This is a genomic window from Breznakia pachnodae (assembly GCF_030814225.1).
Classification (GTDB): Bacteria; Bacillota_I; Bacilli_A; order Erysipelotrichales; family Erysipelotrichaceae; genus Breznakia; species Breznakia pachnodae.
Genome location: NZ_JAUSUR010000009.1, coordinates 65,869 through 80,913, shown reverse-complemented (window position 1 = coordinate 80,913; position 15,045 = coordinate 65,869). Strand labels below are relative to the sequence as shown.

At 30.6% G+C, this 15,045-nt stretch carries 12 protein-coding genes; 8 read left to right on the top strand and 4 right to left on the bottom strand.

Annotation, left to right across the window (positions count from 1 at the left end):
• Positions 1 to 10 precede the first annotated feature (10 nt).
• From J2S15_RS19000 to J2S15_RS18970, 7 genes are all read left to right on the top strand, one after another.
• A complete protein-coding gene (locus J2S15_RS19000) occupies positions 11 to 322 on the top strand; it encodes a PTS sugar transporter subunit IIA (RefSeq protein WP_307411609.1) in 312 nt (103 codons plus the stop codon).
• On the top strand, positions 323 to 1,732 hold the full coding sequence (locus tag J2S15_RS18995; protein WP_307411606.1) for a 6-phospho-beta-glucosidase: 1,410 nt from the start codon (positions 323 to 325) through the stop codon (positions 1,730 to 1,732).
• Positions 1,732 to 3,258, top strand: a complete 1,527-nt coding sequence (locus J2S15_RS18990; RefSeq protein WP_307411603.1) for an aminotransferase class I/II-fold pyridoxal phosphate-dependent enzyme — start codon at positions 1,732 to 1,734, stop codon at positions 3,256 to 3,258. The genes J2S15_RS18995 and J2S15_RS18990 overlap by 1 nt, the downstream gene beginning before the upstream one ends.
• 204 nt (positions 3,259 to 3,462) lie before the next feature.
• Positions 3,463 to 3,951 (top strand): PTS sugar transporter subunit IIA, encoded by a 489-nt coding sequence (locus J2S15_RS18985; RefSeq protein ID WP_307411600.1) that lies wholly within the window; start codon positions 3,463 to 3,465, stop codon positions 3,949 to 3,951.
• Complete coding sequence (locus J2S15_RS18980; protein ID WP_307411597.1) at positions 3,951 to 4,808, top strand: PRD domain-containing protein; 858 nt, start codon at positions 3,951 to 3,953, stop codon at positions 4,806 to 4,808. The genes J2S15_RS18985 and J2S15_RS18980 overlap by 1 nt, the downstream gene beginning before the upstream one ends.
• A 106-nt stretch (positions 4,809 to 4,914) precedes the next feature.
• Complete coding sequence (locus J2S15_RS18975) at positions 4,915 to 6,366, top strand: PTS transporter subunit EIIC (RefSeq protein ID WP_307411594.1); 1,452 nt, start codon at positions 4,915 to 4,917, stop codon at positions 6,364 to 6,366.
• 15 nt (positions 6,367 to 6,381) lie between these two features.
• A complete protein-coding gene (locus J2S15_RS18970) occupies positions 6,382 to 7,182 on the top strand; it encodes a ChbG/HpnK family deacetylase (protein WP_307411591.1) in 801 nt (266 codons plus the stop codon).
• 70 nt (positions 7,183 to 7,252) lie between these two features.
• Here the strand turns inward: J2S15_RS18970 and J2S15_RS18965 are convergent, their stop codons facing one another.
• Together J2S15_RS18965 and J2S15_RS18960 are read right to left on the bottom strand one after the other, a co-directional pair.
• Positions 7,253 to 9,046 (bottom strand): leucine-rich repeat domain-containing protein, encoded by a 1,794-nt coding sequence (locus J2S15_RS18965; RefSeq protein WP_307411588.1) that lies wholly within the window; start codon positions 9,044 to 9,046, stop codon positions 7,253 to 7,255.
• 36 nt (positions 9,047 to 9,082) lie between these two features.
• A complete protein-coding gene (locus tag J2S15_RS18960) occupies positions 9,083 to 10,477 on the bottom strand; it encodes an RNA polymerase sigma factor (RefSeq protein WP_307411582.1) in 1,395 nt (464 codons plus the stop codon).
• 458 nt (positions 10,478 to 10,935) lie between these two features.
• Here J2S15_RS18960 and J2S15_RS18955 point away from each other — a divergent pair, with 458 nt between their 5' ends.
• Positions 10,936 to 12,585 (top strand): hypothetical protein, encoded by a 1,650-nt coding sequence (locus tag J2S15_RS18955; protein WP_307411580.1) that lies wholly within the window; start codon positions 10,936 to 10,938, stop codon positions 12,583 to 12,585.
• 160 nt (positions 12,586 to 12,745) lie between these two features.
• On the opposite strand, the gene J2S15_RS18950 is transcribed toward J2S15_RS18955, so the two are convergent.
• Both J2S15_RS18950 and J2S15_RS18945 read right to left on the bottom strand, forming a co-directional pair.
• Positions 12,746 to 13,600, bottom strand: a complete 855-nt coding sequence (locus tag J2S15_RS18950) for a MurR/RpiR family transcriptional regulator (protein WP_307411579.1) — start codon at positions 13,598 to 13,600, stop codon at positions 12,746 to 12,748.
• Positions 13,601 to 13,813: 213 nt separating this feature from the next.
• Positions 13,814 to 14,677 carry a DegV family protein gene (locus J2S15_RS18945; protein WP_307411578.1) on the bottom strand — a complete coding sequence of 288 codons (864 nt, stop codon included), beginning with the start codon at positions 14,675 to 14,677 and terminating at the stop codon, positions 13,814 to 13,816.
• Between the last annotated feature and the right edge of the window lie 368 nt (positions 14,678 to 15,045).

The window sequence follows — 15,045 nt, the reverse complement described above, 5'->3', positions numbered from 1 at the left end:
AGGTAGTTATATGAAAGAAGATCTGAATAATATAGCAATGAGTATTATTTTAAATGCTGGAGATGCTAGGCAACTCATTAATGAGGGACTGGATTTTGCTGAAAATGGTAATATAGAAAGTTCAAAAAATAGTTTTCTAAAAGCTGATGAGAAATTAGTGGAAGCTCATCGTTCGCAAACAAAGATGATGAGTTTAGACTTTGAAGAAGAAGTAGAATTAAATGTACTATTTGTACATGCAATGGATACTTTAATGACAATAAAAATGTTATATGATATTTCGCTTAGATTAACAAAAATTATACTAAAGGAGGAGAAGTAGATGAAATTTATGTGGGGAGCTGCATTGGCAGCACATCAGTGTGAAGGAGCGTGGGATGTAGATGGAAAAGGAGTAAGTGTATCAGATATTCTTACTTCATCAAAACATAACCAAAATAGAGAAATCCATTTAGATATGCAGAGTGATGTGTATTATCCAAGCCATGAAGCGGTGGATTTCTACCATACATACAAAGAGGATATTAAGTTATTTGCAGAGATGGGAATGAATAGTTTGAGAATCTCACTTGCATGGACAAGAATTTTTCCAAAGGGAGATGAAGAACAACCAAATGAAAAAGGACTTCAGTTCTATGATGATTTAATTGATGAGTTAAAAAAGTATGATATTGAACCAGTTGTAACTTTACTACATAATGATATGCCACTTCACCTTGCTACTGCGTATGGAGGGTGGAAAAACAAGAAAGTAATTGATTTCTTTTCACATTATTGTGAAACAGTATATGAGCGATATAAAAATAAAGTAACCTATTGGTTAACATTTAATGAAATTAATAATATGCTAAAGTATGAGTATCAATTACTACCATACTTATCAGGGGGATTAATCCTTGATGAGGAAGATGCAGATGAAGGTGAAATATATCAAACGATGCATAATCAGTTTGTGGCTAGTGCACAAGCAGTGATTACTGGACATCGAATTAATAAGAATTTTCAAATAGGTAGTATGACAGGGTTTATATTAGTTTATCCTAATTCATGTAATCCTTTAGATACAATTGAGACATTTCCAAGTTATAGAAATCTATTCTTTTGTACAGATGTACAAGCAAGAGGATATTATCCAACGTATATTCAAAAGTATTGGGAACGTAAAAATATTCAATTAAATACTACAGAAGAAGAGATGCAAATTTTAAAAGATGGAGTAGTTGATTATTTAGGATTTAGTTATTATATGAGTGAAACATTAAGTGCAAGTAAGGATGTGGAAAAGAAGAAAGATGCAGCGAAAATCTTAAAAGGAGTAAATAATCCTTATTTAGAAAGTTCTCAATGGGGTTGGACTGTTGATCCTGTAGGATTACGTATTGTTTTAAATAAACTTTATGAGCGATATCAGAAGCCATTATTTATTGTAGAATGTGGGCTAGGAGCAATTGATGAAGTAAGTGAAGATGGAAAAATTCACGATGATTATCGAATTAACTACCTAAAAAATCATATTGAGGAAATGCAAAAAGCCATGGAAATTGATGGCGTGGAAGTAATGGGATTCTTACCTTGGTCTGCAATGGATATTATTAGTGCATCAACAGGTGAAATGAGAAAACGTTATGGATTTATATACGTTGATAAAGATGATGATGGAAATGGTAGTTTAAAACGAATTAGAAAGGATTCTTTCTATTGGTTTAAAGATTTTATTAAGGAGCAAAACTAATGTTTCAATTTTCAGATAAAGGACCACTATATTCTAAGTATATGATAAAGAATGATGAGTTAATTACATCTGGTATCATTTCTGAAAAAGCTGGTAGCATTGAGGAAGAAGCAAATGATATTTTCCACCAAATTATTGAAATATTAAAATTAAATAGTTTGGATCTTAATTGTATTTATTATACTGAATGTTATTTAACGAAAGAAAGTGATATGGATACTTTCAATCTACTATATCAAAAGTATATGAATACAAATTCATTAAGAAAACTAGTCGTAGTTAAATCATTACCAAAAGAAAGAGTATGTGAGGTTGCTATAAAAGCAGTTACAAAGAAGCGATCTGCATTGTTTAGTGATGATAGTGTTGACTTATCTATATTAAAAAAGAAAGCATTTAACTATCGATGGGCAGAAGTAGAAGAAGGAATAATTCCACTTACTGCAGCAGATATCGACTTTCCAGTTGCAGAAGAGATTAAGTCTGCGCTTATGGAGTATATTGAGGAAGGATATTTCAGCTATACTCCAAAGCGAGGATTACCAGAGTTTAAAGAGTCAATTGCAAATAATTTAAGAAAAAAGGGTATTGAAATCAACAATGATTATATTCTACCAATTGACAGTGCAGCAAGGGCCATGTATATTGCATCAGCAGCAGTTCTATGTAAAGAAGACGAGGCAATTGTATTTAATCCAGTAGATTTCTTGTTTAAGGAATCAGTTCTGGCAGCAGGAGCAACTGCAGTTTCTTATCCAGCTAAAATAATTGATGAGAGAATTGACGTAAGTAAACTTGAGGATTATATTAGTGAGAAAACAAAAATGATTTGTTTGTGTAATCCGCATAATCCACTAGGGAAACTGTATCATAAAGAGGAATTAGAGGAGATTCTGAAGATTGCTAATAAATATAATCTTTGGGTTATGAATGATGAAATCTGGTCTGATATAGTATATGAAAATGATTTTGTAAGTATTATGAATATGAAAGGTTACGATTTAAGTAAAGTAATAAATATCTATGGTTTTTCAAAAGCTTATGGACTTGCAGGTTTAAGAATTGCCTATATGTATTGTGATAATCAAGAACTTTTTGATAAAGTAGTAAAGGCATCAGATGTAGATTCTACTGCGGGTGGTATTAGTTCTTTATCTCAAGTAGCTGGGATTGCTTGTCTAGAAAAAGCAGACTATTGGAAACGGAAGTTTGTTGAAAAAATGAAAGAAAATAGAGATTATGCAGTTTCAGTGATTAATCAATTACCATTAGTAAAATCCAACATTCCTGAAGCAACTTATTTGCTATATATAGATATTAAAGAAACTGGAATGAATAGTAGTGAGTTTGTAAACTTACTAGAAGAAAAATATCATGTTTCTTTAATACCTGGATCTTCTAAGTTTTTTGGAACAGAGTCTGAAGGTTATGTAAGACTGTGTTTAGCAACATCAAGAGAAATACTTTCTGAGGGATTAAAACGTATTTCAATAGCAGTAAAGGATATAGCTGAAAATAAATTGTAATAATATGTAAAAGAATATCTTTTACATATAGATATTCTTTTGTAACTATCAACAATTTTTGAAATCTCTTGACTTTCAAAAGTACATTGTGTAATAATGAAATTAGTTAATAGGAATGTTACTCTCTGAGGCATCACCCAATACATCTTTCGATGTGTTTCGTATGTTTATCGGAGAGTTTTTATATATTGAAGGAGTGAAAATATGTTTAAATTTTTTAAAAAAGATAGTTCAGATGAAATTTATTCTCCAGTGAAAAAAGGAAAACTAATAAGTATTGAAAATGTTCCAGATGAAGTTTTTGCTCAAAAACTGATGGGTGATGGTGTTGGTTTTATTAATGAAGACAATGGAATCTATGCACCATGTGATGGTGTCATCATAATGACAACACCAACGAAACATGCAATTGGATTACAGTCCAGAGAAGGAGTGGAAGTATTAATTCATATTGGATTAAATACAGTAGATTTAAATGGTAAAGGGTTCACTTCATATGTGAAAAAGGGAGATAGGGTAAAAAAAGGTGACAAACTAATTTCTTTTGATAAACAGTTTATGATAGAGAACAACATTGATTTAACAACACCCATGGTAATCACAAATGGAAATGAATATACCATTGATTTTGTGGATACTGTGGATGAAGTAAACTTACAGTCTAAGATTATGGAATTAAAGAAGAGTACGTAGTGAAAGTAATAAGAAGATTTAACAATAATGTAGTACTCTGTGTAGATGACAATCAAAAAGAAATAGTAGCATTTGGTAAAGGTCTAGGATTTCATGACATACCTTATGAATTAACTGATTTAAGTAAAATAGAAAAGAGTTATTATGGAATAGAAAAACGATATTTAAGTATGATCAATGAGTTGAGTGAACAATCACTTGAACTAGCAATGACAATTATGGATTGGTGTAGGATTAATTTGCAGGGACAAATCAATCCTAATCTAATCTTTACATTAGCTGATCATATTGATTTCTGTATCGAAAGAAATAAAAAGAATATGAATGTGAAAATGCCACTTTATAATGATTTTGAAAATATGCATCCAAAAGAATTTAAGATTGCTCAAAAGGCAATTCAATTAATATCTAAAAAGTATAATGTATATTTATCAGAAGATGAAGTGGTTGGTATAGCAATGAATATTCTTAACTCTGAAATGGATTTAGATTCAAATAAACCATTTAAAGATTTTGATCGAATCCAAGAAGATATTCTAAATATTATAGAAAAGGAATTAAATATTAGTATTGATAAAAAGACAACTTCATATGCTCGTTATGTAAGTCATATTCAATATTTAATTAAACGAGTAGAAGAAGGATCTGAAGACAGTGAAGATGACTTTAAAATGTATGAGAGTATCTCTAAGCAGAATCCTGAAGTAACTGCATGTAGTTTAAAGATTGCAGAGTACTTTAAAGATAAAAAGAATTTTAGTTTAAACCACAATGAATTATTATATCTAATGATTCATATTAGCAGATTAACAAACCGTGAGGAATGTTACCAGATGGGCATCACCTCAAAAGAGTAAATCATGTTTTATGATATTCTTTTGAGGTTTTATTTTGTTTTGATCAGTGATGAAAGCGCGCAGTTACTGTTTAAAATATAGTATTCACAATAAGGAGGACTAGAAAATGTCTAAGAAAAATTATGAAGAAATGTCACGACAAATTATTGAGGCAGTTGGTGGAAAAGACAATATCCAATTGTGTTATCATTGTGCAACTAGATTACGTTTTCATTTAAAAGATTTAAGTAAAGCAGATACTGCTGTAATTAATAAAATTAGTGGAGTCATATCAACTAAAATAACAGGTGATCAGTTACAACTTATTATAGGAAATGATGTAGAAGATGTTTATTTTGAAGTATGTAAACAAGCAGGTATTGAAATCCATGAAGCAATAGATGAGGATTTAGATGGACCAAAAGAAAAAGGAAAATTCAGTGTAAAAGGAACAGTGAATCTGCTAATTAAGACAGTAACGGATTGTGCAATTCCAATCTTTCCAGTATTCACATTAGGTGGTCTAACAAAACTATTAGTTGCTTTATTAGGTTCAAGTATGTTAGGGATTTTACCTGATGATTCTGATTTCATGAGAATGATGGCAATCGTAGGAAATTCATGTTTCTATTTTTTACCAATGTATGCAGCATATGCAAGTTCAAAAAGATTTAAGACAAATACTGTTGTTGCAATGCTATTTGCAGGAATCATGTTATATCCTGATTTTGTGAGTATTGTAGCGGAAGGTGAAGCATTTAGTGTATATGGAATCCCAATGATTCTAACGGATTATGCATCATCGTTCTTACCAATTATTTTAATTACTTGGATTATGTCATATGTTGAAATGTATCTAAAACGTTTTATTCCAAAAAGTGTAAGATCAATCCTATTACCACTTGGTACATTACTAATTATGTTACCATTAGCATTCTGTGTATTAGGGCCAGTAGGAACAATCCTAGGTAATGGTATCAGTAATATAATTATCTGGTTGAAAGATATCTTTGGACCATTTGCTACAGGTTTAGTTGGAGCTTTATTCCCATTCTTAATTGTTACAGGAATGCACCATGCATTAAACTCAGTTGCGTTTGTTGATTTTGCTGCTAAAGGATTTGATAACTGTATCTGGGCTGCATCTTATATTATGGATTACCAGTTATTAGGATTATGTTTTGCATCCTTGATTAAATCAAGAAGAGCAGAAAATAAGGCATATGCAGTAAACTGTATTATCACAGAAGGTATCGGTGGAATAAGTGAACCAACCATTTATGGAATTGTATTAAAAAGCAAGAAAACAATTGCAATTACTTTGATTAGTGGGTTTATTGGTGGATTCTATATTGGATTAATGGATGTTCATATGTATACATTTGCAGCAGCAGGTTTCCCAGCAATCTTTGCATATGGTGGTGGAAGTAATATGAACTTTATTCATGGTATTATTGCTTGCGCAATCTCATTTGGAATTTCATTTATTCTTGGATTAGTACTAGGATTAGATCATGAAGAAGAAACAGTGATTGAAGAAGACTCAGATATGATTAGTACAAATGCAGTTGAAGCATAGGAAGGAAAGATAACTATGAAATTATTATGTATAGGAGATGACTTTGCTTTCACAAGAGCAGTGACGTTTGGGATTATTGATGCGATTGATTATGGTATATTAAGAAACACTGGTATCTTTATTAATAGTGAATGGGCTGAAATGGCAATTGATTTAATTAAGGAACGACCACACGTTTGTTTAGGAATTGATTTTAATCTTGTAGCTGGAAAACCAGTGTCAAATCCAAAAGATATTCCACATCTAGTTGATGAGAATGGGGATTTTCATAAATCTACTTACTATGTAAATCAAGAACAGTACAATACAGAAGAAGGAAGAAAAGAGTTGTTTCCTTATGATGAAGTGCGTATAGAAATAAGAGCACAGTACAACAAGTTTCTTAAACTAGTTGGAAAAGAACCAGGTTATCTGAATATGCATTCTATTATACCTGAAACCTATGATCAAGCGATTGAAGAAATTCATCAAGAAACTAATATTCCAAGATATGAGCAAATAGTTAAAAAGTATAAAATAAAAGAGTTGTATGACTTTGTTGGTATCAGTTATAGTGAAAAGAAAGAGTTCGATGTGAAATGGCAATTAGAGAAAAACATGATTCCAGAAGTGTTTAAACATAGTAAAGAAATGCTCAGTGAAGAGTATGTACATATTATCTGTCATCCAGGTTATGTGGATGCTCAGTTGGTGGATAATACAACATTATCAATTGAACGAATGCGAGATGCTGAGTTCTACATGTCACCAGATATTAAAAAATGGGTGGAAGATAACGATGTTGAATTAATAACTTTCTATGGTTTAGTAGATTAATCAAAAAAAGAAGTAGTGACGTGTTTTAATCGTTACTACTTCTTTTTGTAATTATTTAAATATTATGTAGTTATGCTATTTCTTTTCTTCTTTTAATGACTACAATTAATCCAAGTAATGACGTAGCTAACATAGCATATAACATCATTGTATTTGTTTCGTCACCTGTATTAACTGAGTTGTTTCCACTTACAGTAGTTCCACCAGCTACTGATGGTTTACCATCAACAGAAGGTTTTGTTACGATAGGGTTAGTAGGTGTTGTAGGATCGGTTGGCTTTACTGGATCAGTAGGATCAATAGGGTCTACTGGATCAACAGGGTTAATAGGATCAGTTATTGTTTTCACATCTACTGTCAATGGTACACTCACTTTCGCTCCACTTGCAAATTCTACTTCAACATCATAAGTTCCGTTTTCTAAAATCTTTAAATAGGATTCATTTAATGTAATTACTGTACTTCCACTTGTTACTACATAGTTGCTTGAAGGTAATAACTTACCATCTACATACACTTTAGAGAATTTCTCTACTGGTGCATCAATTGTTGTGCTTACGGTTCCTGTACCAGTAAATGTTTGAAATCCTTCTAAAACAGTAAATGTTTTTTCATCTAATTGTTTTTGTGCATCATCAAGATTATCTTGTAATTCTTGTTTTTTATCTACATCTGTCACTTTATCTATTAAATCTTGAGCATTATCAATATCTTTTTGTGATACTGAATCTTTGATTGTCTCATCAGGATTAAATAAATCATTAACTGCGTTTTCAGCATCTCTTTGATTTAATAGTTCTTGAGCTATATCAATCTTTGTTTGCCATTCGCTTTTTGTAGAATCATCCCAGTAATTTGCACTATCCTGCGCTCTATCAATATCTTCTTGGGTTAATCCTTCTTTTAAAGAACCATCTACATTCAACAAGCCTTCGGCCAAATTATCATATCTACAGTTACCACCATATAAGACATTTGGTGGTGCTTGAGTTAATCCAGTTCCATGAACACTTAACTCAGTTAAATTTGGATGATTTGTAAATCCTTCTGCTGGATTACCTGTTAAATTTTGGTTTTCGTGAAATTTCACAACCTCTAAACTTGCAATAGTATATATTTCTTCTGGAATTTCTCCATTGAAGTTGTTCGTTTGTAAAGCAAGTTGTTGAAGATTAATAAGTTTTCCAATAGTGTTAGGAATTTCACCACTCAATTGGTTATTGTTTAATACCAATTCTGTAAGATTTGTTAAATTTCCAATAGATGCAGGGATTTCACCACTTAATTGATTACCGTTTAAACGTAATGTCTCTAGATTATTTAGATTTCCAATTTCATTAGGAATGTTTCCAGTAAATCCATTAGAAGTCAATACAAGCATCGAAAGATATTCCAAATTGCCAATGGAAGTTGGAATATCTCCAGTTAGACTATTATTTCTTAGATTAAGAATTTCTAAACCTGATATATTATCAATCGATGATGGTATATTTCCAGTTAAACCATTATTTTCTAAATTTATAGAAGTTAATGCTGGGTTGGTAAAGTATTCTATTCCATTTAGTGTTGTACCAATTGCAAACGACTGATTAGTAATAATAATCCTATCTCCTCCCCATGCATTTGCTTCACCTTGCGAAATAAAACCATCATCATTTGTATCAACTTTAATCGTGCCTCCTGTACCATTATATTTTGCAATTATAGCTTCTTCTAGTGGTCTTGATGAATCAGGAAAAGCTGGGTCTGTTAATGCGTAAGTCGTAATACCTTCTTCATTTGCTTTTATTGCATTTGGCAATGCGATGCTAAATAACACTCCTACTGCCAATAAACTTGTTAATATTTTCTTATTAAATTTCATTTTGTCCTCCATAATTTTATATATTTATACTCACAGTTAATTAAAATCATAAACATAGATAATAAAATCACCTTCTTTGTTAAACAAAGTGATTTCAATTTGTCCTTTTAAAACACCATAAACCTTTAAGCCATCTGATATCTCATATCTTTTTCCTTGACACTCAACGAATGATTCGTCGTAATCGAATTGATGATTTACATCCTTTACAATCAGTTGAGTATAATTTCCATAGTTTTTTACCATTGCTAATTCTGGTGCATATTGATCAATATGTTCTATTTCAAATGTCGTTTCAAGTCCATTAATCACAATAGTGTAAATTCCATTTTCTTGAACTAGAACGAGAATATCCTTTTCCTTTTTATCAAATATTAATTCATTATCATTGAATATAATTTGAATTTGTTCTTCATCAATATTATCTTTTAAGATAATTGATACATCAGTAGATGTTCTTGTTGGAAAACTAAGATAAGTGATATCTTCGATATAAGGATGTCCTTTTAACTTTTCATACATTTCAATATTGTTTAGAAGTGCATGATTAGATGGGATTTCAGTAATCTCAGTTTTTGCTGTGTTTTGAAACGAATTACTTAACACGATTGCTGCAATACTTATACATGCAATAACTACAATTGCAATGATTAAAGTTTTAGTAGTAATTATGCTACCAGTTATAGTTGCTGCTGTACTCCCACTTGTACTTCCTGTATTAGATATATTCTTAGCATCATATAGTTCTTTATCATATGCTAAATTCTGATTACTAATGACTGCTTGATAATAATCATTTATAAGAATTCCAAGAAGTGCTACTAAACCAGTAGCACTATATAGTTTCACATTATTCTGTTCTTCATATTCTTTAATATGAGATTCAAGACTTTTTCTACCTGCATGTAATCTTGACTTTACTGATCCCGAATTATAATCTAGAATTTCTGCAATCTCATTAATCTTATATTCTTCAAGATAATAAAGAGTGATTACTTCTTTTTGTTTTCTTGGTAATTGATCAATCAAATTCACAATCACTTGTTTCACTTCTTTGGAATTGTATGCCTCACTAGGTAGATTACCTTTTCGATTATCTTTTACTACATTTTCAAATGATTCTTTATAGCTGTCATCATATAAAAATTCTAGGTCATTTTTTTTATGTAGACGTATATAAGTAAGGCTGTTATTCCTTACTAATCGATACATCCATGAGAGAAACATTTCTGGATCTTCAAGACTATCAAGCTTTTTATATATACGAATCATTGCTTCTTGTGTAGCATCACTTGCATCGGCATCATTACCAAGAATGGTATAACACCAGAAATATACTTTGTTTATAATTTGTGAGTATAATAACTCAAATTGCCCTTTATCTTTTTGTACTGTTTTGACAATTTGGGTAAGTTCCTCTTTCTTAACCATTTTATCTGCGCCCTCCTTTATTTCTAAAGTTTTACTTACCCTTACTACTAATAACTACTTGAGATTATAAAGGGTTCGGTTTTTATGAAAAATAGTTTCTTATTTCTTCGTCCTATTATTAGTCGTAAAAAAAAGAAGTATCGTTCATTAAAATGTAGTTTATTATGTAAACGGTTCGGGACATATATCATTACAAAGAAATTAGTATCAAATACCTTATTAGTTGAAGAGTCTAATAAGGTATTTGAAATATATGTTATAATAATGAACTGTATAAGCGGTTTTTACGACCAATTTATATAGAAGAGATTTTCATAACTGTAATTAGAGAGGAGTGAGTGTAAAATAGGAATCTTTTGTTATAGGTCAGTCGTAAAAAAGAATAGCATAGTATTGGACTAATTTATTAGTTATTAGAGAATGGGCAATTAGGATATATTAAAAATGAAGGGGTTATTATGAGGTTAAAAAGAAAGATATTATTAAGTATGGTATTACTACTATGCTTAGGTTTTTTTAGTTTTGCAACAAATACATCAGCTAATACAACGGGCGGTTGGTTACTTGATGAAGACAATTTAATTACAACAGATGAGGATGGATATTTCGTATATACATTAAGTGAAGAAGATATCGATGAAAATGGAGAGATAATTATCGATGGAAATCTTTTAGCTGATTATATGGCAGATATGATGAGTGCTAGAATGAATTATACAATTCATGTTCCTGTAAAGATTGTGAATAATACTGGATACAAGATTACCTATAAGGATTATGAATTTGATACAGTTAATCGAATTGAAGCAAGCACACCATTCATTCCTGATATGCGTAGTGCTACTTTAGAAAATAGCAGTGGTTATGGATGGGGACAAGCATGGGATGATCCATTTCAAGCATTAGTAGATAATAAAATATACGATAAGACGTTAGGTGCAATAGGATTCGATGGTTTACCTATTCGCAGTATGGTTGCACCAGTACGTTGTATTAATCCTGCAGTTATTTCATTGTATGGTAAATCAAGTGCTTCAACAATTACACTTATTGAAATGAATAACTTAGAGGAAAAAATTAAAGAACAAAATATGTTTAAAAATAGCAAAGGTGAGACAATCACTTTGGAAGCTGATTCATCTAGAACTTATGCACAATTTTTAAAATCTTATTATGGAGTGAGTTCTTTTGATGAGTTATCTGCAACTGAAAAAACAAATATTCTAGGATATGGAAAAAGTGGTAGTGTAGGTGGTGCTGCAGGACAAAGTAGAATTTCGAATTATAAAGGAAATAATGCATCATCTGACGATAATTATATTCCAGCAAGTGCATTAACTGATGGATCATTAGAGTATTTTCAGACATGGGGAATGGCAACAGTATTTAAAGGAAATAGTGATTTTGCATCTGTAGACTATCCTTACGCACCAACATATTTTATATTAGAAAGTGATCCCGAGGTATTGGAAATGGGATATGAATATTTATATGATCGCTGCATGAGAATCACATTTGATAATGTTCAATACCCAATGAGTGTGTCTGGTGCAGAAAGTTATGAATCATCAGCAATTGGTATGAAAAAATATATCGATAAAACTGACACTTCAAATGCAGCAATTGAACAAGCTTTTATGAAAGATACATGGATTGAAGATGGAGAAAGTATTACAATTGATACTCTTGATGTTGGAATGGATTTACCAAATGCATGGCATGGATTTCGTTATATTGATTTTGGATTTTCAATAACTGTGAAAACAGATAAAGAAAAGGAACCGATTGTTGAACCTGAACCGGAGCCAAAACCAGATCCTGAACCGAAACCCGAACCAAAACCAGATCCAGAACCAAAACCAACACCAAAGCCAGATCCAATTCCTGAACCAGAACCAACGCCTGAAGAGCCATCAACACCTGTAGTACCTGATACTAATCCATCAAAACTACCAGAAGTGGAAAAACAGGTTAATTTGAGTACAAAACCAAATAGTAGTTTGCCTTTGGGAGATCAAAGCAATAGTATACAATATTCATTATTATTTATATCATCTGCTTTTGGACTATATATAATAATGAGAAGAATGAAGAATCAGAAACAATAATTTAAGTTATTAGTAATTGATAATCTTAGACATGATTAAATAAAAATATCAAACTACATCTGTTTTAAACAATGATTGTAGTTTGATATTTTATTTTTATTAGTTAAAACAATAGGTTGGTATAGAATTCTACTTATTAGCAATTAAATAAATTTATTGATTAATATCTTGTATCCAATAATGTAGTTTCCGCTTTGATTCTAGTCTTTTGATTCTTATCATAATCAGCCACAAACCAACAAGAATATAATACGTTTAATACATATTCAATTGCTACTTGTGAAGCAAAGGTTGAGAACTTAATTGACTGACTTTCTTTTCTAGGAAGAGGTAATACAATATCACTAATTTTTCCAATATGTGAATCTGGATGAGCACTAATGGTAATCATTTTACAATTATTATTCTTTAAGATTTCTACCATTCTTAATGTATTTTTATTCTCCCCACTATAGGATATAACAATCGCGCAATCCTCTTCGCCAAAAGTTAAGGCAAGTTGCGTACTTTCATTTGGAATAGGGGAAAGTAAAATATTCGCATTAATCTTCATCATTCTGTTTTGAAACCCTAATGCTCTTATATGCGTATCTCCATCAGCGAAGATACCAATTCGGTTTGCGTTTTGCATCATTTGGATAGACTCTTCAATGAGTTCACTGGAAAATAACTGATAGGTTTGATATAAGGATTCATTAGTTAATTCATAGATTTTCTTAGATATTTCCATATAGGAATCATCATCTGTAAATGGAAAATTTGCATCGATATCAGAAATGTTTTCATATACTTTTTGTAAGTCTGCAGAGAGCTTAATTTTGAAATGTTTGTATCCTTTTAAACCTATCTTACGACATAATCTTACAATTGTAGAAGTTGATGTATAGGTGTTTTGAGCTAACTCCTGTACAGACATTTCTAATATCTTTTCCTTGTTCTTTAAAATGTAGTTTGCTAGTTCTATTTCTGATGAATTGAAGTTTGTTTGTTCCTCTAATTTTTTTATGATACTCATAGTTAGTCACCTCTAATAATATTGTGAACTAGATTGAGTGAAATGTAAATACTACTTTTCTTTATCAAATACAATATACATTACTTGTTTCATTTATGTTAGGAATTTGTTAGTGAAAAAATAATTGATATTAATATTAAAATAATAACTCGATTTACAAACAAAATAAAAAAGATGTAAGATCTTTCTTACATCTCTTCATATGTGTATTGATTATTCAGAAAATACTACACCAAAGCAACCAGGACCGCTATGAGTAGTAATTACTCCTCCTGCTTTTAACCACCTTATATTTTTGAAACCTAATGATTCGCTATAGGTACTAATATTATCTAATGTTTCTTCGCTAAGCCCATAATTGGATATAAGAAATAGTTCTGAGTAATCAGGAGAGAATTTTTCAGTATTCTCTTTGACTAATTTCTTACATAATCTTTCAAAGTCTCTACCTCGAAATTTTCTTGTTCCAATAAGCTTGCCATCAACGATATCAATGACAGGTTTTAGTCCTAATATATTTGCACCTAAATATGCTACATTTGATACTCGTCCACCTGCTTTTAAAAAGTCTAAATTACCTGGAATAAAACTCATGTGTACCTTAGTTATTAATTCCGATATGTATTTTTCCAAATTAGCTATGGAATCATCAGGATTTTCTCTAATATACTGTGCTACTCTGTAGACAATAAACGCTTGTCCACCTGATACAGCTTTTGTATCTATATGCATTACATAATCACGATTTTCACTCGCAGCAATTGAATTTTGATAGGTTGCTGTTGTTATTGCTGAATAACATAAATGTAGAATTATTTTATTAGGGTATTTGTTGTGTATATCATCGTAGGCTTCCATATATTGTCCAATGTTAGTTGCACTAGTTGTTGGTATATTTCCAGTTTGTTTATAATATTCTCCAATTTGTTCAATTGGAAACGAACCATCTTCATAGTCTTTTCCATTCATAATAACATGCATTGGTAATACCACAATGCCATATTCTTTTTCTATATCCTTTGGTATATCTCCGCCCGATTCGGTTAAAATAACAATTTCAGTTAATTTCTTTTCCACTATATTTCTCCTATAAGTTCTCTATACTGTGATTATACTACAATTAAGTTATTAAAAAAATGTTAGTGAACTGTTAAAAAAATATTAAATTAAAAAAGAATGAAATATTTAAATATAAAATAATAGCTAGTATTGTTTTAAGTACTATTACTATCCAACTTTCATATATTTCATAAACCATATATTTGATAATTTCCAATAATTCAGTTAAATTAATTCCTATTTTCAATGTGTGATATTTCATAAAATTGTAATAATATTCCAAGATGAAAAGGACTTTTATATATATTTCTGGAATAATTTTACAACATTTCTGAAACCGTTTACAAAAGATTTTTTCCATGCTTAAATGAAAGTGCAAGAAGCAA